Annotated in this window: 17 protein-coding genes; 11 read left to right on the top strand and 6 right to left on the bottom strand. The window is 41.2% G+C overall.

Annotated features, from left to right (window positions below):
• Nucleotide 1: 1 nt before the first annotated feature.
• From PQO01_RS15400 to PQO01_RS15410, 3 genes are read left to right on the top strand one after another with little or no spacing between them, the layout of a single operon-like run.
• On the top strand, nt 2-580 hold the full coding sequence (locus PQO01_RS15400) for an anthranilate synthase component II (protein WP_274314975.1): 579 nt from the start codon (nt 2-4) through the stop codon (nt 578-580).
• Nucleotides 577-1632 (top strand): histidinol-phosphate transaminase, encoded by a 1056-nt coding sequence (gene hisC / locus PQO01_RS15405; RefSeq protein ID WP_274314976.1) that lies wholly within the window; start codon nt 577-579, stop codon nt 1630-1632. The genes PQO01_RS15400 and hisC overlap by 4 nt, the downstream gene beginning before the upstream one ends.
• Nucleotides 1629-2339, top strand: a complete 711-nt coding sequence (locus tag PQO01_RS15410; protein WP_274314977.1) for a pseudouridine synthase — start codon at nt 1629-1631, stop codon at nt 2337-2339. Before hisC ends, PQO01_RS15410 begins: the two co-directional genes overlap by 4 nt.
• Before the next feature lie 52 nt (nt 2340-2391).
• On the opposite strand, the gene PQO01_RS15415 is transcribed toward PQO01_RS15410, so the two are convergent.
• Nucleotides 2392-3351, bottom strand: a complete 960-nt coding sequence (locus PQO01_RS15415; RefSeq protein ID WP_274314978.1) for a Gfo/Idh/MocA family protein — start codon at nt 3349-3351, stop codon at nt 2392-2394.
• Between the two features lie 198 nt (nt 3352-3549).
• Here PQO01_RS15415 and PQO01_RS15420 point away from each other — a divergent pair, with 198 nt between their 5' ends.
• On the top strand, nt 3550-3855 hold the full coding sequence (locus PQO01_RS15420; RefSeq protein WP_274314979.1) for a nucleoside triphosphate pyrophosphohydrolase family protein: 306 nt from the start codon (nt 3550-3552) through the stop codon (nt 3853-3855).
• 349 nt (nt 3856-4204) lie between these two features.
• Nucleotides 4205-5029 carry a hypothetical protein gene (locus tag PQO01_RS15425; protein WP_274314980.1) on the top strand — a complete coding sequence of 275 codons (825 nt, stop codon included), beginning with the start codon at nt 4205-4207 and terminating at the stop codon, nt 5027-5029.
• A gap of 349 nt (nt 5030-5378) precedes the next feature.
• Here PQO01_RS15425 and PQO01_RS15430 read toward each other — a convergent pair whose 3' ends face one another.
• Entirely contained in the window at nt 5379-6086 is a 708-nt protein-coding gene (locus PQO01_RS15430) for a type II secretion system protein (RefSeq protein ID WP_274314981.1), read from the bottom strand.
• An 822-nt stretch (nt 6087-6908) separates the two neighbouring features.
• Between PQO01_RS15430 and PQO01_RS15435 the strand changes: the two genes are divergently transcribed.
• From PQO01_RS15435 to PQO01_RS15450, 4 genes are all read left to right on the top strand, one after another.
• A complete protein-coding gene (locus PQO01_RS15435; protein ID WP_420792936.1) occupies nt 6909-7913 on the top strand; it encodes a Fic family protein in 1005 nt (334 codons plus the stop codon).
• 344 nt (nt 7914-8257) lie between these two features.
• Nucleotides 8258-9289 (top strand): virulence RhuM family protein, encoded by a 1032-nt coding sequence (locus PQO01_RS15440; protein WP_274314983.1) that lies wholly within the window; start codon nt 8258-8260, stop codon nt 9287-9289.
• 326 nt (nt 9290-9615) lie between these two features.
• Entirely contained in the window at nt 9616-11379 is a 1764-nt protein-coding gene (locus PQO01_RS15445) for an arylsulfatase (protein ID WP_274314984.1), read from the top strand.
• Between the two features lie 336 nt (nt 11380-11715).
• Nucleotides 11716-12219 carry a hypothetical protein gene (locus PQO01_RS15450; RefSeq protein ID WP_274314985.1) on the top strand — a complete coding sequence of 168 codons (504 nt, stop codon included), beginning with the start codon at nt 11716-11718 and terminating at the stop codon, nt 12217-12219.
• 295 nt (nt 12220-12514) lie between these two features.
• Here the strand turns inward: PQO01_RS15450 and purU are convergent, their stop codons facing one another.
• Together purU and PQO01_RS15460 are read right to left on the bottom strand one after the other, a co-directional pair.
• Nucleotides 12515-13366, bottom strand: a complete 852-nt coding sequence (purU, locus tag PQO01_RS15455; protein ID WP_274314986.1) for a formyltetrahydrofolate deformylase — start codon at nt 13364-13366, stop codon at nt 12515-12517.
• A gap of 67 nt (nt 13367-13433) precedes the next feature.
• The gene (locus PQO01_RS15460; protein ID WP_274314987.1) at nt 13434-13811 is read right to left on the bottom strand and encodes a DUF423 domain-containing protein; all 378 of its coding nucleotides are present in this window, start codon (nt 13809-13811) and stop codon (nt 13434-13436) included.
• 95 nt (nt 13812-13906) lie between these two features.
• On the opposite strand from PQO01_RS15460, the gene rimO reads away from it, so the two are divergent.
• Both rimO and elbB read left to right on the top strand, forming a co-directional pair.
• Nucleotides 13907-15316, top strand: coding sequence for a 30S ribosomal protein S12 methylthiotransferase RimO (gene rimO / locus PQO01_RS15465; RefSeq protein ID WP_274314988.1), 1410 nt, complete (start codon nt 13907-13909; stop codon nt 15314-15316).
• 140 nt (nt 15317-15456) lie between these two features.
• Nucleotides 15457-16104, top strand: a complete 648-nt coding sequence (elbB, locus tag PQO01_RS15470; RefSeq protein WP_274314989.1) for an isoprenoid biosynthesis glyoxalase ElbB — start codon at nt 15457-15459, stop codon at nt 16102-16104.
• A 418-nt stretch (nt 16105-16522) separates the two neighbouring features.
• Here the strand turns inward: elbB and PQO01_RS15475 are convergent, their stop codons facing one another.
• The gene (locus tag PQO01_RS15475) at nt 16523-17602 is read right to left on the bottom strand and encodes a glycoside hydrolase family 5 protein (RefSeq protein ID WP_274314990.1); all 1080 of its coding nucleotides are present in this window, start codon (nt 17600-17602) and stop codon (nt 16523-16525) included.
• Nucleotides 17603-17614: 12 nt separating this feature from the next.
• Entirely contained in the window at nt 17615-19234 is a 1620-nt protein-coding gene (locus PQO01_RS15480; protein ID WP_274314991.1) for a sulfatase family protein, read from the bottom strand.
• Nucleotides 19235-19236: the final 2 nt, after the last annotated feature.

Below are 19236 nucleotides of genomic sequence, written 5' to 3' on the forward strand. Positions count from 1 at the left end.
TATGTTAGTAATGATCGACAATTATGATTCCTTTACGTGGAATCTAGTTCAGTACTTTGGTGAATTGGGTCATCTTCCCAAAGTCATTCGCAATGATAAAGTCACTATTGCGGAATTAGAAGAACTCAATCCCCAGGCACTCATTATTTCTCCTGGACCTTGCTCTCCTAAAGAAGCAGGGATCTCCTGTGAAGCCATTGAGCACTTTGCCGCCAAAGGTGTCCCCGTCTTTGGTGTCTGCCTAGGTATGCAGTCGATCGTTGAAGTCTATGGTGGGACTGTTGGTCGTGCACCCATGTTGATGCATGGCAAAACTTCTCCCATAGAGCATAAGGGACAATCGGTATTTGCCGATATTCCTTCGCCTTATGATGCCACGCGTTATCACTCACTTTGTGCTTTGGGTGAATTACCCGAATGCTTAGAAATCACCGCGAAAAGTGATGATGGTGTCGTTCAAGGAGTCATGCACAAAACTCTACCTGTGCACGGAGTTCAATTTCACCCGGAATCCATCCTCACTGAACATGGTCACGACTTGCTCAATAATTTCTTGAAGATTGCGGGGATCGCTAAGTGAGCTATTTCCGCCCAGATATCGAGGCCATGACAGGCTACGTCCCCGGTGAACAACCTAAGGGACGTGTACTAGTTAAGTTAAACACTAACGAGAATCCTTTTCCGCCTTCTCCAAAAGTAGTAGAAGCCATTCGTAGCTACCCCTTTGAAGAACTTAGGAAGTATCCTGCACCTTATTCAGATCCCGTTCGTGAAGCTGCTTCACAAGTCTACAATATCCCTGCAGATCAAATTATTGCTGGCAATGGTTCAGATGATATTTTGACGATTCTCTTCCGCTCCTTTGTGGGCGAAGGCCATACCGTTGGCTGGCTCAACCCATCTTATTCTCTTTACCCCGTTTTAGCGAATATTCAGGGTGGAGAACATTTAACTGTTGATCTCAAAGAAGACTTTTCTCTGCCAGATAATTTATCTGAGAAAGCTAAAGGCTCAAAACTCTTCTTTATCACTCGTCCCAATGCTCCCACGGGCAATGCTTTTGAGAAAGATCGTTTAAGAAGCTTCATAGCCACTTATGATGGTATTGTCGTGATCGATGAAGCCTATGCAGATTTCTGCTCAGATAATTGCTTCGATATGATTGATGAGTTCCCCAATGTCATTATCACCCGCACTTTATCAAAGAGTTACTCTTTAGCGGGAATTCGCGCGGGCTTAGCCTTCTCGAATAAAGAAATTATCATGGGCCTCCACAAAGTTCGCGATTCCTATAATGTCAATGGTCTAACTCAAGCCGCAGCCGCAGCCGCACTTCTCGATCAGGACTACTTCAAAAACAATACGAATGTTGTGATTGAAACCCGTGAAAAAACGGCAAAGAGCTTAAGCGAATTAGGCTTTGATGTTAAACCTTCCGAAGCTAACTTTCTCTTCTGCATACCCCCCATCAATGCTGAAGAGTTCACTCAAAAAGTTAAAGAGGCTGGCTTTTTAATTCGCTATTTTAATACTGCTGGAATAGATAATTACGTTCGTATTTCAATTGGCAGTGAACAAGAAATGAATGACTTCCTCACACTTACTGAGTCAATTCTTAAGGATAATAAATGAGAATAGCTAAATTTATAGCCGCTTGTGGCGTCTGTTCACGACGCAAAGCAGAAGAACTCGTGAAGGAAGGACTTATTAGTATTAATAACCACCTTGTTAGCGAGCTCTCAACTCAAGTAGATGTGGATAACGATGAAGTTCGTTACCGCAAAAAAGTTTTAGTCCTAGAGAAAAAGCTCTACTACTTACTCAATAAACCCATCGGTTATGTTTGTACCAATGATGATCCATACGCTGAGAAAAAGGCCATTGACTTACTCCCAGATAAAGGACGACTCTACACAGTTGGTCGCTTGGACAAACCGTCCGAGGGCCTCATCGTCCTAACCAATGATGGTGACTTGGCAAAAATCATGACTCATCCATCTTTTGAACTCGAGAAAAAGTATCGCGTCACAGTGAAAGGTCGTGTCAGCCAGAAAAAACTCGATTATTTAGTTCGTGATGGCCTCACTTTCGAAGGCGTCAACTACCGTATCTTAGATGCAAAAATCAAGAAACAGGTCCCCGGTGGTTTCATGATTAACTTCACTCTAAACGAAGGTAAGAATCGCGAGATCCGCAAAATTTGTCAATCGCTTGATTTACAAGTTAAACGTTTGCGACGCTACGAAATTGCTGGTATTGCTTTAGGAAAATTACCTCCAGGTGCCTGGCGCCCCATGACTCAAGCAGAAGTTCGCTTCTTAAAGTCATTAGGTAATTAAATAAAAAAAGCCACTCTAAAAAGGGTGGCTTTTTTTATCGAAGTTCTAAAACTTATTTCTTAGCTTTAGAAAAAATCTCTTCAACTAATCGCGCTCGTTGCAAGCTATGCGAATGAGTCATAATAGGATTTTCTATAAGTCCCTTTTCCCAGGTCTCAGCAAAAGAGACGAGTTCATAATGAAGCCCAATACCAGGGTGCTCAAAGTTTAAGATCTCTTTATCACCATTGGCGTATGTGATTTCTAATTTATCGGGATGCCAAAAGTTCTGTGGAATGCGTATACTTCCCTGAGAACCATAAATTCTCGCTTCGTTTGAACCCATGGCCTGCAAACCAAAGGCTCCTTGGTAAAAACTTCCATCTGTGTAAGTAAAAGTGAATGAGCCTTGCTCATCAACATCACTCGCCCCGTGAATGAGTTCACTGGTGACCTTTTCAGGGTACTGGTTTCCATAGACAAATTGACTAACCACAAGTGGATAAACACCGAGGTCGAGTAGGGCGCCGCCACCTAATTCAGGATTAAATAAACGGTGATTAGCATCAAACTCTAAATAGAACTGAAAATCAGCCTGCGCATTGCGAATATCGCCAATTTTACCATCTTTAATGAGTTCTTGGAGCTTAATGATTGCGGGGAAGAAAGCCGTCCACATTGCTTCCATTAATAAAACACCATGCTTTTTAGCAAAGGCATAAAGTTCTTCAGAATCTTTTAGATTCATTGTCAAAGGTTTTTCGCATAAGACTGCTTTGCCAGCTAAAATAGCTCTTTCAGCAGTTTCTTTGTGCAGTGGGTGGGGGCTCGCAATATAAACCGCGTCAGCACCTTCCATGGCGGCATCTAAATCTGTAAAACCTTTTGCGCTGGGAGCATAATCCGCACAAAATTGATTCGCACTCTCAATTGTACGCGAAACAACACCATGAAGCTGGCAGTTAGGGGCGTATTTCATATCTTCGGCAAATTGTTTAGCAATAAAACCTGTGCCAATCATAACTAATCTCATAAGGACTCCTAAAATTTTGTTTTCCCATAATACACGCTCAGATTAATTTTCTATAGACGCTTCATCACAAATTAATCAAAAAGAAAAATTTACTCAAAGTTGCCTAGCTGAATTTAAAAGAAAAAGCTTGTGATCTATAGCGCAATTATTTAGATCCAAGTAAGTTCATCCATACAAGAAATTTGAATGGAGAGAATTATGACTTTAAATGAATTAATTTCAGAAATATGCCGTAATGCCGATTGGTACGCAGATAAATTTAAGGTAAAAGTCGATAAAGAATTTGCCGCTCTTAACTTAGTCAAAGAAATCGGACAATTTGCTGAAGCACGCTTAATCGAGCAGGGCATTTCTACAAAAAAATTAAATGCGGCCGATGCAAAAGATCGCATGACGCAAGAATTGGTCGATATCATTGCGCTAGCGATAATAAATGCTGACCTCTACGATATCGACTTAGAGAAAGCAATTACAGAGAAATGGATAAATAAAACCGGAAGCTAGCGACTAGTTAAGGAAGATTTAGGGGGAGTTTAAGTGCGAACCCTAAACTGTCGGCTCAATGACTTTCCCCCCAAACGGGGAAAGAGGAATAGGGTTCGCGCTCAGATTTTAAATCATAAAGAGCTAAAATCTAGCCCATCATTATAATTTATGCCGACTTATATTCTTTGTTCCCAGAATCGCAGGCTTCAGCCGTCAACTCAGCGAAGCGTCAACTCAGCGAAGCGTCAACTCAGGCCGTAGGCCGATCAAAACAAGTCTTTTTTAAACTTTGTAATAGGGCAGTTTTATAAAGCTCAATTATAGTAAGTCTTCATTACAAAACCCATCATTTTTAAGGCCTTGCACTATGAGTCATGTTATTGTTCCCGAAGTTATCATCGATCCCAACCCCTTGCTTCTTGAGCTCTGTTCCGATACTTTTGATTTAGAATCACTTGAATTAGATTTAGAGACTATTGAATCAGCCGCAAGCATGATAAAAGAAGCCTGCCATGCTTCTGCTTCAGCTATCAATACTTCCAAGACTAACTTGCTCCTAGCCTATATGGCAGAACCTAAATGTCGTCGTTGGCTTAAAAGTGACTTTTTGGATAGAGTAGATTGTGATAATGGACTTTTGACTAGAGCAGCACGAATCGGTAAATTCCGCTTTTACACGCCAGAAAAATTAGTCATAGAAGATCTTGATAATAATGGCGAGACTTCTCCCAATGAATCAGTGGCAGTACGCACTGGAGTTCCTGAAAAAACTGTCGTAAGAATCAAGAAAAAGCTCGAAAAGAAAAAGATTGAGGCCGAAGAAAAACGTGCTCAAGCATTGCAAGAAGCTTTAGAAGCCGATAAACAGGATGATTTACCTGAAGTTACCATGACGGTATTAGATGTGGCTATGCCCAGTGAGAGAAGTAAAGAACTTACTCAAAACTCAAGTTCTGGTGAAGAGGGCCAGGTGATTTCTCATGAATCAAGTGATTCAAGCCTTGAACCCGTAAATACAATTGAAGATCAATCATCAACTGAGCCTAAGAATGACGTATTAGTGAATGAAGAGCCCCTTTCTTCAGAAACACTAAGTCCTCGTGAATTAGCCCTTAAAAAAGAAATTGAACAGCTGCAATTAATGCTTGCTGAACGCGATGCGGAAATCGCAAACTTAAAAGCCTTAGTCTAATTCATCCTCAGAGTTGATTTTAAACCTTTATCGAGTTAAGGATGTGATTTGATTGTGCCAAAGGCACTGAGCATAGCTATGCTTTTAGAGGCTGTGTAAAAAATACTCTTTTAGTTGCAAAGCAACGACATGAAATATCCTGTGGCGTGAGCCACAGAGTATTAGTGAAAATGTTAATAAGGGCTCACTTGTGAGTCCGACATATAGTGTCGGACCCTAAAATCGGCCCTTTGTGCTTGATGTGAATATGAAACATGCAGCTCACGGCAGCATGCTACAATTTACTGTTTAATCGTATGACTTTATCCCTCACTTCAAAAAGCAATTAGTAGGCCCATACTCATCTATATTATGGGCCCGGATCTGGGAATTCATTTGTGAAATTAACTTTGTCTGATTCAAATCCCCAGCCCTCACTCTCGATTAATCGATGCTCATTAACATGTCCATCTAGAAAAAGAAAAGCCCAAGATGGCACCCCGGGTTTATGCAGTGTTTTAACCCATTGACTGGTGGAGTTCTTTGCGTATACCGAGGCATCCTTATCACTGAAGACAGTCATACTTACTGGTGTGTTAATTTCCTGGATTGTCGGAGCCCCAAGGCCATAGTTTCCATCCAGATCATAGACTAAATTGACAAAAGCCGATGCGCTGTAATAAGATCCTTTGTCAATATACACGTTCGACACTCCCTCTGCGGTAGGACAATTGGCGATTTTTACCTCAATGCCATCCACATCATACCCTAAGTAAACATTGAGTGGCTTCTGTGTCACTTCTAGGTTTTGTGTGCTCCCCTTTGTCCCCTTTCTTCCCACCCAAGCGTAATTCTGACTTTTATTACTGACCAGTAGAGAGCCATCAACAAAAGGGAATTTACTCTCATTGTCATCGGCATACATAATCACCGAGGTGCCAATCTGCTTGAGGTTATTTTTACATAGAAGTAGGCGGGTACTTTTGCGAGCTTTTCCTAAAGCAGGCAATAGTAGGCTGGCCAAGATAGCAATGATGCTCACAACTACTAGTAACTCAATAAGCGTAAAACGTTTCATAAAATATTCCAATTATGTTTCCAGAATCGATCACATAGGTAATACTTGAGTGTAATACATTTATGGCCGAAGGGGTAGTGAATTTTCGTCCTTTTTTGATATATGCGCAGATTTTATTCGTCGCTTATCAATTGGTACGTAGCTAACTTATCGAATTTTGACAGACTCATGACATGTAGAAGTTATTTTTTAACGAGGCAATCCCGTCACCTCAGGAACTCCTTTCCGAAAACTCAGGCGTCAGCCGGTCGATGGCTGGCAAACCTCGCAGGGAAGGGGACAGCGTCCCTAAACTACAAATCTAAATTACCCCTATGTACCTGGGATCGCCAAGCACTATCTTGGCATTTATATTTTCTATGGGAGCGCGGGCGTCTCGCCTGCTTAATTCTTAGTTCCAATTAAAAATTAAAAATTGCAACTGTCCCCTGTTACCTAAGCTATCCACAGATTTCACCGATTAACTCAGATCTTCAGGCATCAGCCGTCGACTCAGTGCAGCGTCCACTCAGCGCAGCGTCCACTCAGCGCAGCGTCAACTCAGCGAAGCGTCAACTCAGCGAAGCGTCAACTCAGCGAAGCGTCAACTCAGCGAAGCGTCAACTCAGGCGTCAGCCGTAACCTCAGCTTCAGCGTCCACTCAGCGCAGCGTTCTCAATTCCTTCAATTAAAAATTCATCATTCAAAATTAAAAATTGCTGAAAGCCTTCGCGAACGATCTGTCACCTGGTTGATTTTAAATATAATTAAACACTTCGAGACTTGAAACAATGCAAGTTGAAGGACAAGTTACAGGACAAGATAATTTTGAGTGAAAAGTTAATGTCTTACAATCCACCTTTTTCTATAGATGCAGAAATTCTGAATTTAGTTGCCGAGGTATCAGAACTTACTGCTGGTCTAAAATGGGCCCAAAGTCAGAGTCCATCTTTGCGTTTACGTCGAGTGAATCAAGTACGAACTATTCAAGGTTCCTTAGCCATAGAAGGCAATGCTTTAAGTTGTGAACAGGTGACCGCCATTTTAGAAGGCAAAAGGGTGCTTGCACCACTGAAAGAAATCCAAGAAGTCAAAAATGCGATAGACGTCTATGAATCTATGAGTAAATGGTCTTGTAATAATGAGTCAGATTTGTTAAAGGCACATAAAATACTTATGCAAGGCTTAATTGAATCCTACGGTAAATATCGCTCCAAAGGTGTCGGCGTTATGGGAAAGGAAGATATAATTCACGTCGCACCACCAGCCGAACAAGTCTCACCTCTCATTAAATCCTTATTTTCATGGTTGAAAACATCACAAGACCATCCTCTCATTAAAGCTTCGGTATTTCATTATGAGTTTGAATTTATTCACCCCTTTGATGATGGTAATGGTAGGATAGGACGGCTTTGGCAAACTTTGATCCTAAATCACTGGCATGATTTTTTTTCACTTATTCCCGTAGAAAGTATTATCTATGATCATCAGCAAGAATATTATCAAGCACTTAATCACAGTACGCAATTGGCGGATTGCGCACCTTTTATAAAGTTTACTTTGAAAATCATAAAAGAAGCGATACAACAATTCCTTGAAGAAACAGGACAAGTTACGTATCAAGTTACAGGGCAAGTTAAAAAGCTCCTTAAACTATGTAAAAATGACATGAGTCGCAAGGAACTTATGTCGAAGCTTAAACTCAAGGGCCGTGATAACTTTAATAAGCTTTACCTAAAGCCAGCCTTGCTACAAGGGCTCATAGAAATGACCACACCAGATAAACCCAATAGTCGTTCGCAAAAATATCGCCTGACAAGACTCGGTAGATCATTCTCTGATGACTAAAACTGAGATCGCCAAGCCTCAACTTGGCAATTGCGGATAAAACTTCATCCACAGATTTCACTGATTAACTCAGATCTTCAGGCATCAGCCGTCAACTCAGCGAAGCGTCAACTCAGCGAAGCGTCAACTCAGCGAAGCGTCAACTCAGGCGTCAGCCGTCAACTCAGGCATCAGCCGTCAACTCAGGAACTCCGTTCCGTCCTGCAGTGAACCCGCGAACGATCTTTTAGCGCAGCGCCACCCTTTAATTAATAATTTGTGATTAAGCTTTTTATAAGAAGGAAAGAATTGTTTTTAGGTGTAATTTTCACTATTAAAACCTTAGTGTAAAGAGTATTTAAATTATGTCTGATGATGAAAAGAAGAAACTCATTCGTTCTTCGGCTGCGGAATATCTAACTTTTGTTGCTTCAACTGCACAGAGTGGTGTTGAAGCTGTTTATGCAGATGAAAATATCTGGTTAACACAAAAGATGATGGGTGAACTCTACAGTGTAGAAACCAACACAATTAATTATCACCTTAAAAAAGTTTTTGCTGATAGCGAACTTGAAGAAAATTCAGTTATTCGAAAATTTCGAATAACTGCTACTGATGGTAAAAATTATAATACAAATCATTACAAGCTTTCGGCAGTTATTGCGGTGGGTTACAAAGTTAATTCAGAGCGTGCAGTACAGTTTCGAAAATGGGCAACGGAAATTATTCAAGAGTTTACCATTAAGGGTTTTACAATGGATGATGAGCGTTTGAAAAATGATGGCACCATTCTGGGGAAAAGGTATTTTGAAGAACAGTTAGCACGTATTCGTGAAATACGTCTAAGTGAACGTAAATTTTATCAAAAGATTACAGATATTTACATTACCGCTATTGATTATGATCTTACAGCACCAACCACCAAACGCTTTTTTGCCACCGTTCAGAATAAATTACATTGGGCGATCCATGGCCACACTGCCGCGGAAATGATTCTAGATAGAGCAAATCATCAGAAAGACAAGATGGGTTTATCTAATTGGAAAGATGCACCTGATGGTAAAATTCAAAAATTTGATGTTAGTATTGCAAAAAACTACCTTAAGGAAAATGAAATGGCCCAACTTCAGCGTTTAGTTTCAGCCTATTTAGATATTGCTGAAGATATGGCTTTGCGCCAAATTCCTCTCACGATGGAAGACTGGGAAATGCGTTTAAATCGCTTTATAGAAGCAACCGATCGAGATGTTTTGGAAGATGCAGGAAAGGTAAGCGCAGAAATAGCGCGAACTCATGCCGAAAGCGAATTTGAGAAGTATCGTATTATTCAAGATAGACTTTTTGTTAGTGATTTTGACAAAATGTTAGACAATTTAGAAGATCACTCTTCAAGTTAGCTTTCTCCCCCAAGCACGAAGTGCGCTATCCAAGTCGCAGGCGCTTCCCAAGCTCGTCCCTGGGATCGCAGGCGTCCCTCCTTCATCTATAGTAAGGAAATTTACAAATGGAGCTAAGCCTGCACGGGGGGTGAGACATTCGGATGTTGTTGATATTTTGGTGATAGAAGGCATGATGAATGGGTGGTGTTTTGAGTTTTTGTTTTTTGGTCGAAACTAATTTAACTCATTCACCACTTTTCACCTCACACGTGAACATTTTTCCTTCAAAGCGTATTTATTAGGTACCAGTAAATTTTAAGGAGTTATTTTAAGGAGTTATTTTTATGAGATTACTAAGCCTTTTCGCTTTCACCCTTTTGTATGGAGGGATAAATGCCGACGATTTACGCGGTACTAAACCCAATGTCATCATTATCCTGGCCGATGACCAGGGCTATGGTGACCTAAGTGTTTACGGCAACCCTATTTTAAAAACCCCGAATCTTGACCGACTCTGCCAGGAATCAGTTTCCTTTTCACAATTTCACGTAGCCCCCATGTGCACACCTACGCGTGGCATGTTGTTGACGGGAGTTGATGCCTTTTACAATGGTGCCACGGGAGTTGCATCGGGCATGACAACTTTGCGAAAAGATCTTCCTATGGCTCCCCAGTTTTTTAAACAAAATGGCTATCGTACAGCCTTGTTTGGTAAATGGCACCTAGGTGATACTTATCCCTATCGTCCTCAGGATCGCGGCTTTGATGACGTCTTAAGTTTTAATGGCTCCATGATTCCACTCATAGCCAACAAAATGAACGACAGCTATTTCAACCCTCACCTTCTTAAGAATGGAAACTGGATAAAACACGATGGCTATATCACAGATATATTTTTTGATGCAGCCATGTCCTGGATGAAAAAACAAAATCAAGAACGAAAGCCTTTTTTTCTCTTCCTCCCCACGCCGACTCCACACTTCCCGAATCAGGTCGCCAACAAGTACGCAAAGCCCTATAAAAACAGGTCTCATAAGGGGGAAGAAGTTCCTGCAAACTTTTACGGAATGATTGCCAATTTAGATGAAAACATGGGTCGGCTCAACACTTTTCTAGAGGATCAAAATTTACATAAAAACACCATCTTGATTTACTTAAGTGATAATGGCACTCAAAGTCACCAGGCCTATCAAATTCACAATGCAGGTATGAGAGGTAAAAAGATCTCCCCCTATGATGGTGGCCATAAAGTACCACTTTTTATTCGCTGGCCTGCTGGGAAGCTCATGCATGGGCAAGTTATAAAGCAACTTGCTACTGTTCAGGATATCTTGCCGACTCTTATTGATTTCTGTAAACTCAAAACTGAAAATTTAGCTTTCGATGGAATATCCATCGTAAGTACGCTACGCGATAAAAATAAAAAAATTCCTGAGCGCACTATCATCAATCAATATGTCGTTGTTTGGAAAGATCCATCAGGTAAAAAGTGGGATCACTGCTCGGTAATGCGAGGCCCCTGGCGCATGCTTTCCGCAACTGAACTATATAATATTCATGAAGATCCCACGCAAAAAAACAATATCTTCAGTCAGCACCCTGAAATAGCTCAACAACTGCATGAAGATTATAACAATTGGTATAAAGAAGCTATAAAGAGACATCAGAAAATTCAATGGCTCGAGGCCGGCGGTCAAGCTCCAAATCCAGCTCAATTCACGGCAATTGATTGGATGGGAACCTGTACCGACACATGGAAGCACGCCCATTCACAGCTTAATTCAAAGGGTTATTACAATATTCAAATAAATGAAAGCGGAGCTTATCAAATCAGCATGAGGCACTGGCCTGAGGGTAGCCACCTCCGCTTGAGTCCTAAATTCGCCAAAGCCAGATTAAGGATACAACAAGCACGTGAAGGCAAATTTGATAACGCAAATACTGCCATCCCACTTTATGAAAAAACGCTTCTTTTAAACGAAAGACAATCCGCTAAATTTGACGTAAACCTTCCAAAAGGTCATTACGAATTTGCCGCTGATTTTTTAACTGCCGAGGACCAATTTCACAAAAGCGCCCTCCACCTAATTATTAAAAAACTCGATTGACCAGTTAGCTCAGAAAAAGACCTGCGAAGCACTTATCGCCAGGTCAAGAAATGGCAATTCCTTGCGGGGATCTCGAGGGACAGAGTCCCTCGTGTGCGAAGCCTCAATAAAAATAAGCTTCTGCTTTATATGGATAAAATAAAAGAGTGGAAAGCTTTTATTCGCTCATCTTCTAGTCCAGACCTAGGGTAAACTTGTCTGAGATGCGTTAAAAATATTTTTATCTTATTTATTATTATTTATTTATAAAAAAAGTATCAAGCTAAATTTAGCGTATAAATTTGCACTAATAAAAAATAGCGTATTAATTATCTCTGAATTGAAAGGAGATGAACGATGAAACGCCAATATGATTTAGAAAGCGATGTGGTTTTCTATCATGTCATTATCAAGGTGCCGGATAATACACTGGGTAACTCGGCTTATGCCTTTGATCATAAGCATAAAACTTATTTACGTGATTTACTTTTTTGGCTTGAAAGTATCTATGAATTAGAAGTGATTAATTACTGTATAATGAGCACTCATGCTCATTTCGTGATCCGCAGGGAGCGGGAATCAAAACTGAGTTCAAAAGAAGTTTCTTATCGGTATAAGAAGTATAAATCACTTAAAGAAATTCCTGATGCTCGAACTTGCGAAGTCCGCAAATTTGCTAAGCGCCTAAATGACTTGGGGGATTTTATGGGTAATTTACAAAAGCGATTCACAGCTTGGTATAATCAGCAGTTTGATAAACATAGAAGAGGTCAGCTTTTTAATCATTGTTATAAGGCAATCCAACTCAAAAATGGTAAAGCTTTGCTAAGGTGTTGGGTAAGCTCGTATGAGACGCGATAAAAATATTTATATATAACTAATTATAAGTACCTTATACAAAAAGTATCAAGCCAAATTTAGTGCATAATTTTGCACTAAAGTAGGGCGCTGGGTTATAATTTTTAATTCTTAATTGTTGTAACTGTGGATACGGCGGGGGCTCCCCGCAATTTTTAATTCTCAATTTTAAATTGTCGATTCTTCGATTAGACAAATCCTCAGTTAGCCAATTAATTCCCATTAGATTATACATAACATATATTATGCGACATGGTAAATGTATGTGTTGACGATGGCTTATGTCGCTTAACTTGGATTAATCGAAAATAATGGTTCGTCCTTTGTAGACGATGATACGATCGGATGCGTGAGCTTTGACGGCATTAGCGAGAACGCGGTTTTCCATATCACGCCCTGCACGGACCATGTCTTCAGCTGAGTGAGCGTGAGTAACTGGCACAGTGACTTGATCAATGATCGGTCCCATATCGAGTTCTTCATTGGCGTAATGACTCGTTGAGCCAATGAGTTTAACTCCTTTGGCATAGGCCTGATGATAAGGTTTTGCACCTTTAAAGGCAGGTAAAAAGCCGTGGTGAACATTAATGATCTTATTGGGATACGCTTGAATTAGTATGGGAGTTAGAATCTGCATATAACGTGCCATGGCAATAAAGTCGACTTTTTCCTTAGCAAAAAGATCTACCGCCGCTTGGTCTGCTGCTTCGCGAATATCTTTATTTCTAGGAATATGATGATAGGCGACGCCAAAATGCTCTGCTGTTGCCTGTAAGTCTGGGTGATTACTCAAAATGAGCGCAATATCGACGTCTAATTCACCGTATTTATGCTTGAGAAGCAAGTCATAGAGGCAGTGATCATATTTGGATACCATGATAGCGAGGCGCTTTTTTTGATCTTTAAAACTGAGTGACCAATCGAAACCAATGAGTTCTGACTTCGCCTTGAGTCGGGTCTCAAGGATGCTGCGCTCGCAGTTTATCTCTGAGCAATCGAACTTCACATACATAAAAAATTGATTATCGAGGTCTTCGCGGTGCTGCTGAGCATCAATTATATTGGCGGAGCAATCGGCTAAAATCTGGCAAACCTCGGCAACAATTCCCTTGCGGTCGGGGCAACTAATCTTTAAAACGGCAGTGGACATTTTCTTTCCTAAAAATTTCAATTGAGAAAAAATAAACTCATATAAGCAAGAGGCTAGTGCCAGTTCCCTATTCTTTTATGGTATTCTCTGAATTCTTTTTAAAAGTACTAATAAATAGGCTGAGCCAAGCAAAAATCATGCATAGGCCTCCAATGGGAACAATCGCACCCAAGAATTTTGGCGCCCCCATAGCCATGGCATAGAGGCAGCCAGAGAAGATGAGGCAACCCAATAAATTGAGGTAAAAGCTAATACGATGCTTGTAAAGGGCGAGAAAGAGCATGAGACCAGTACTAAACATGTGATAACGGTTGGCTTTCTCAAACCAATCGAGCTGAGGCATTTCTAATTTGAGGCCATGGGCAGCAAAAGCGCCAATGAGTATGCAAAGAAAGCCCATAATCGATGCAATTCTCAGCGCCAGTGGATCTTGTAGATTTTTCATTTTATTATCTCATTCATTTCAATTGATGCTCGAGAGCTTGTATTTTTTGATAAAATCAATACTCTGTCAGCAAAATAATTTAAAGGAAATAACTTATGCCTAAAACAGCAAAAATCTGCGTCAGTAGTTTAGGTTGTGCAAAAAATCTTGTGGATACCGAAGTGATGCTTGGCAGCATGGCAAAAAGTGGCGTGATGATCACTGGTGATTTAAATGATGCCGACATCTTTGTGGTCAATACTTGTAGTTTTATTGAAGGTGCTCGTCAGGAGTCGAATGCGGCTATAATGGATGCGATTACCTGGAAGAAAAAACGTAAGAACCGCAAAGTTGTGGTTGCTGGTTGCCTTCCTCAACGTAGTCCCGAAGAAACAAAGAAAAATCACCCCGATGTGGATTTATTCTTAGGCCTCGATGATGTGGCGAGCATTGGTAAGATGGTCGATAATTTACTGCGTAAAATGCCGACGATGAATACCATACAAAAAGATGATTTACCCGTTTATCTCTACGATGAAAACACACCGCGTCTTTTAGTTACGCCTTCGCATTACGCCTACATCAAGATTTCTGAAGGTTGTAATCACAAGTGTAGTTTTTGTGCTATTCCAACTTTCCGCGGTAAACTTCGCAGTCGTACGATTCAGTCGATTGTCAAAGAAGCGCAAGCCCTGATCAATCGCGGTGTTCGCGAAATCATTCTCGTTTCTCAGGATTCAACTGGTTATGGCTCGGATTTGAAAGATGGCTCTAGTACAGCGGAATTACTCAAAGCCCTAGATCAGCTCGATTGTGATGAGTACTGGGTACGTTTGCTCTACCTCTACCCCACAACCGTGACTGATGAACTGATCGAAACTTTTGCTAATTCAAAGCACATTGCCAAGTACATCGACATGCCACTACAACATGGTGCTGATAATGTCTTGAAAACGATGCGTCGTGGTATCACTCGCAAGCGTACTGAGATTTTACTCGATAAGTTCCGCAAAGCAATGCCAGGCGTAGTGATGCGTACCACCCTACTCGTTGGTCATCCAGGAGAAGGTGAAGCCGAATTTGAGGAGTGCTTAGACTTTGTGAAGCAACAAAAATTTGACCGCTTGGGTGTATTCACTTATTCACATGAAGAAAATACTCACGCTAAATCCCTCGAAGATTTTGCCGATCCTGAAACTTCAGCCGCACGTCGCGATCAGATCATGGCTATTCAGCAAGAAATTTCTTATGAAAAGAATCAGCGCTTTGCTGGGCAGAATCTACGTGTAATCGTTGATGAGGCTTTCTTAAAGACTGATATTGATCCCAATGATGAGCGTTTCGACGAAGCGATTATGGAAGAGGAAGGTGACTACTACGTTTTATCACGTACTGAGGGTGATGCTCCTGATGTGGATAACCTAGTTCATTTCTCTGCAGATGAATCTATTCTCGATCAACAGTTCCTAACTGTTCACATTGAAGAAGCGACTGATTACGACCTCTATGGTCAATTAGTAAAGTAAGCTTTTATTCATTCTATTTAAGGCCTCTTCCAATGAATAGGCCTTTTTTTGTTTTTTGAAGAAGAATTCTTTTATGGAACTGGCAGTTTTTATTGAGTGGTTTTAATTTATTACAAACAATTAAATCAGTGAGGTTTTAGATGAAAATAGCAGTTATTTTAGCGGGATCAGGTGTCTTTGATGGTTCGGAAATCCACGAAGCTACTTTGACTTTATTAGCTTTGGATCAAGCAGGAGTTCAGTATCAGTGTATGGCTCCGAATATTGCGCAAAGCGCAAATGTGAATCACTTAAATAATGAGAGCTTATCGACGCCTAGAAATGTTTTCGAAGAATCGGCACGTATTGCTCGTGGCGATATCTTGGATCTGAAAGACGCTAAAGTCGCTGATTATGATGCTGTAATTATCCCCGGTGGTTTTGGCGTGGCACTCAATCTTTGTGATTTCGCCCTAAAGGGAAGTGATTGTCAGGTCGATAAGCAAGTGGAAGATTTAATCCTGGGCTTTTATCAAGAACGCAAAGTCATTGGGGCAATGTGCATTGCGCCTGCATTAATTGCCAAAGTTCTCGGCAAAGAAGATGTCTTAGTGAGTATCGGCAATGATGAAGGCACAGCAGATGCCATAGAAGCTTGTGGTGCCATTCATGAGAATTGTGCAGTTGATGAAATCCTTGTGGACGAAGCCAATCGCGTCGTAACGACCCCAGCTTATATGTTAGCTACAGGTCCAGCTGAGGCTTGGTCAGGTATCGAGAAATTAGTCAAAAAAGTAATCAACTTTTAAGTTAAAATGTATTCGGGGCCAGCGCCAACCCTCGTAAGGCTTGCCATACTCAATTGGCAAGTGAGGGCAATGCCATGATTATATATGATGAGCTTGTTATCTAGGTACGAGAGGGACGCTGTCCCCCTCGAGCTCCCCTAGCAAGGAAATGCCTTTCCTTGACCAGGCAACTTAAGGGCTAGGCCCTGATTATATATGAAGAGCTTGTTATCTAGGTACGAGAGGGACGCTGTCCCCCTCGAGCTCCCCTAGCAAGGAAATGCCTTTCCTTGACCAGGCAACTTGAGGGCTAGGCCCTGATTATATATGAAGAGTTTGTTATCTAGGTACGAGAGGGACGCTGTCCCCCTCGAGCACCCCTAGCAAGGAAATGCCTTTCCTTGACCAGGCAACTTAAGGGCTAGGCCCTGGTGAAGAACTATTCGCTTTTAGCTTGAACCGTGGGTTTAGCTTCTTCAAAGAAAGTAATCTTATTGGACATGACATCTTTAAAGAAAACGCCCTGTCCTTCCCTAGGAGAATAATCGCGTTCAATGAGGGATGGGGTCCAAGACCAATGGAAACACCAAACCGTCCAGCTCACATTATGCTTAGTGAAATAATTGACGAGGCGTTTGCCCCAGACTTCATCTCCAATACATGGAATATGAGCACCTTTATCGTCTTCTGACATGAAGCCAAACTCGGTTGCCACGAGGGGATATTTCTCTGACATGAAACCCCACATCTTATCCCATTTTTCTTCCATGGAACTATTCTTATCATCTTTTGATTTTTGAGGGTAAGGATGAACTGCATAGGCGAGATTATCGAGTAAAAAAGGTTTCTCTTTGGCCTCTCTTAAATCGTAAGCCCAGTTGAGCCCACCAGCAATAATCACTGTGTCATCATTATTATTGCGAATTGTGGCACCAATCATTTGGACGATTGCACGCCATTCATCCCAAGTCATCTCTCCAAGCTTACCAAAGAAAGTAGTTGGTTCATTGAAGATTTCGTAGAAAGCTACTGTGGGTTCATCTTTGTAACGCTTGGACATATGGTTCCAAAACTCTAGGGTTTCCTCTAAAGTGGTGATGTAGCCATCGCGTTGAAACTTCTTCTCTTTCAGGTTGCCAATAGAATGCCAGTCAATGATAATTGAGATATTGCGTGCCTTTGACCATTTGACGGCATTGTCGAAAGCTTCAAAGTAAAATTCTTTACCATGCTTTTGCCAGTTTTTGGGTGCAACTGGAATGCGAACCACATTGGCTCCCCAAGTGGCAATATGGTCAAAGTGAGCTTCATTCCATTCTTTTTCATTAGTTAATACGGCGGGGTCATTAAGTGCTAAGCCCTTGTAGATCATTTTTGAGCCATCCGCATTGATGAGCTGATTGCCTTCTACACGGACTTTCTGAACTTTTTTAGACTCATGATCACTCGTAGTGCTCTGACAGGAGCTAGTCATGAAGACAGATCCTAATAAGCTAGTGATTAATAAAAACTTCTTCATAATCATTCCTTTTTAGAGGTTAAAGTCGCCAGGCAATTCAGTTGTGAGCTCTTTGAGGACTTTTTGCATCTCTTTAAGTTTGGCCTGATACTCGGGATTCTGAGCAAGGTTTTTCTGTTCTTGCGGATCAAGCTCTAAGTTATAAAGTTGATCTTGATCATAATAAGCTGGGTAAGAACCTGTGGATCTTGATTCGGCATGACCACCACCAGGAAGTGCAGTTAAGTGACTGAAAGGTGCTTTGGGATCTTCTGTGACAATCTCAATATGTTTGCGGTGGCGCTCGGCATTCCATTCTTCTAGTGCTTTAGTTCTTTCTTCTAGAGTCATTTTATCATATTTCGCGGGGTAGCGAACCGCTAGGTATTTCCAATTACCGACGCGCACGGCACGAGCATAACCAAGTTCATGGTAGAGAACGCGCTCTTGGGGAGCATCTTTCTCTTTATTGAGGTAGGGAAGAAAACTGATGCCATCAAAAGCTTTGTCTGTGGATTTACCACCAGCCATGTCAACAATAGTTGGGGCGAAATCGACATTAGATACTAAAGCATCGAGTTTGTGCCCTGCTTTAAAACCACCCTTTTTCCAAACAATACTAGGGTTATGAACGCCACCTTGATAAAGAGTACCTTTTGAATTCTGACCATGATCATTAAAGAAGAAAATAATAGTGTTATCTAATTTCCCCTGTTCTTCTAGAGTTTTGAATAATGCGCCAAGTGAATCGTCGAGCCATAGCATATTGCAGGTGTCTTTATTTACAGGGAAACCTTTCTCTTTGAGCCTTTTTGGAATAGTACTACGAGCAGGCTGAACAGTTAAAGGCTTATCTAAATAACCGATTGGAGTAATCAGTGGATTGGCATTCCAAGAACGTTTAGCGGTCTCTGGTGCGTGAGGAATTGTGGTCGCGAGGTAAAGGAAGAAGGGGTTATCACGCTTTTGTTTGAGGAAATCCACTGAACTCTGAGTGATCCAGTCCATATTTTGCACAGCGACTTCGTGTAGACCTAAAAAGTCGGGATTATTGTGATAAACATTACCCACATGGTCAAAACCAGCTTCGCGCATGGCTTGTTGCACATGATCGTGATTGGCTTTGAGGATAGCTACATTTTTAGGATCTTTTGCACTACCATCAAAATCTTTTGGACGTTTGAGTCCATGTGCGTGAACAACATGATTTTTACCACTCATAGATGTCGTGTAACCAAGTTTCTGAAGATATTTAGGTAAACTCTGATCTTGTTTCGTTATGTGAGTATTAAATTCTACAACAGTTTGGTTATCATTAGCGGCAGTAACCTGCTTAAAGAAAGGGTTTGTGGCTCTGCTGGCATACTTACCTGTTAAGCAATTATAACGGCTTGGGGTACAAACTGGAGAGACAACGTGTTGCTCCTTAAGAACAATGCCTTCATTTGCCAAGCGATCTAAATTTGGCGTGTAGTTTTTGCCCTTGCCCTCTGGCAGGCAGTTAAAGTGCATGGGCAACATATCGTCGGCAATGAAAAAGATGATATTGGGACGTGAATCACCTGCAGGAACATCTTGATTTTTGTTAGCCACAGCAAATAAAGCTGTAGGCAGTGCGATAGCGCTTAAAACGAGTTTTGATAAAAGTTTCATGA

Origin of the sequence: Lentisphaera marina (genome assembly GCF_028745505.1) — a bacterium.
Taxonomy (GTDB): domain Bacteria; phylum Verrucomicrobiota; class Lentisphaeria; order Lentisphaerales; family Lentisphaeraceae; genus Lentisphaera; species Lentisphaera marina.

Coding starts and splice junctions, on each gene's coding strand:
- PQO01_RS15475 (WP_274314990.1), bottom strand. CDS start 17,602: ATGAAGAAGTTTTTATTAATCACTAGCTTATTAGGATCTGTCTTCATG.
- PQO01_RS15460 (WP_274314987.1), bottom strand. CDS start 13,811: ATGAAAAATCTACAAGATCCACTGGCGCTGAGAATTGCATCGATTATG.
- PQO01_RS15410 (WP_274314977.1), top strand. CDS start 1,629: ATGAGAATAGCTAAATTTATAGCCGCTTGTGGCGTCTGTTCACGACGC.
- PQO01_RS15415 (WP_274314978.1), bottom strand. CDS start 3,351: ATGAGATTAGTTATGATTGGCACAGGTTTTATTGCTAAACAATTTGCC.
- PQO01_RS15425 (WP_274314980.1), top strand. CDS start 4,205: ATGAGTCATGTTATTGTTCCCGAAGTTATCATCGATCCCAACCCCTTG.
- PQO01_RS15450 (WP_274314985.1), top strand. CDS start 11,716: ATGAAACGCCAATATGATTTAGAAAGCGATGTGGTTTTCTATCATGTC.
- PQO01_RS15480 (WP_274314991.1), bottom strand. CDS start 19,234: ATGAAACTTTTATCAAAACTCGTTTTAAGCGCTATCGCACTGCCTACA.
- elbB (WP_274314989.1), top strand. CDS start 15,457: ATGAAAATAGCAGTTATTTTAGCGGGATCAGGTGTCTTTGATGGTTCG.
- PQO01_RS15400 (WP_274314975.1), top strand. CDS start 2: ATGTTAGTAATGATCGACAATTATGATTCCTTTACGTGGAATCTAGTT.
- PQO01_RS15420 (WP_274314979.1), top strand. CDS start 3,550: ATGACTTTAAATGAATTAATTTCAGAAATATGCCGTAATGCCGATTGG.
- purU (WP_274314986.1), bottom strand. CDS start 13,366: ATGTCCACTGCCGTTTTAAAGATTAGTTGCCCCGACCGCAAGGGAATT.
- PQO01_RS15440 (WP_274314983.1), top strand. CDS start 8,258: ATGTCTGATGATGAAAAGAAGAAACTCATTCGTTCTTCGGCTGCGGAA.
- PQO01_RS15430 (WP_274314981.1), bottom strand. CDS start 6,086: ATGAAACGTTTTACGCTTATTGAGTTACTAGTAGTTGTGAGCATCATT.
- rimO (WP_274314988.1), top strand. CDS start 13,907: ATGCCTAAAACAGCAAAAATCTGCGTCAGTAGTTTAGGTTGTGCAAAA.
- PQO01_RS15435 (WP_420792936.1), top strand. CDS start 6,909: ATGTCTTACAATCCACCTTTTTCTATAGATGCAGAAATTCTGAATTTA.
- PQO01_RS15445 (WP_274314984.1), top strand. CDS start 9,616: ATGAGATTACTAAGCCTTTTCGCTTTCACCCTTTTGTATGGAGGGATA.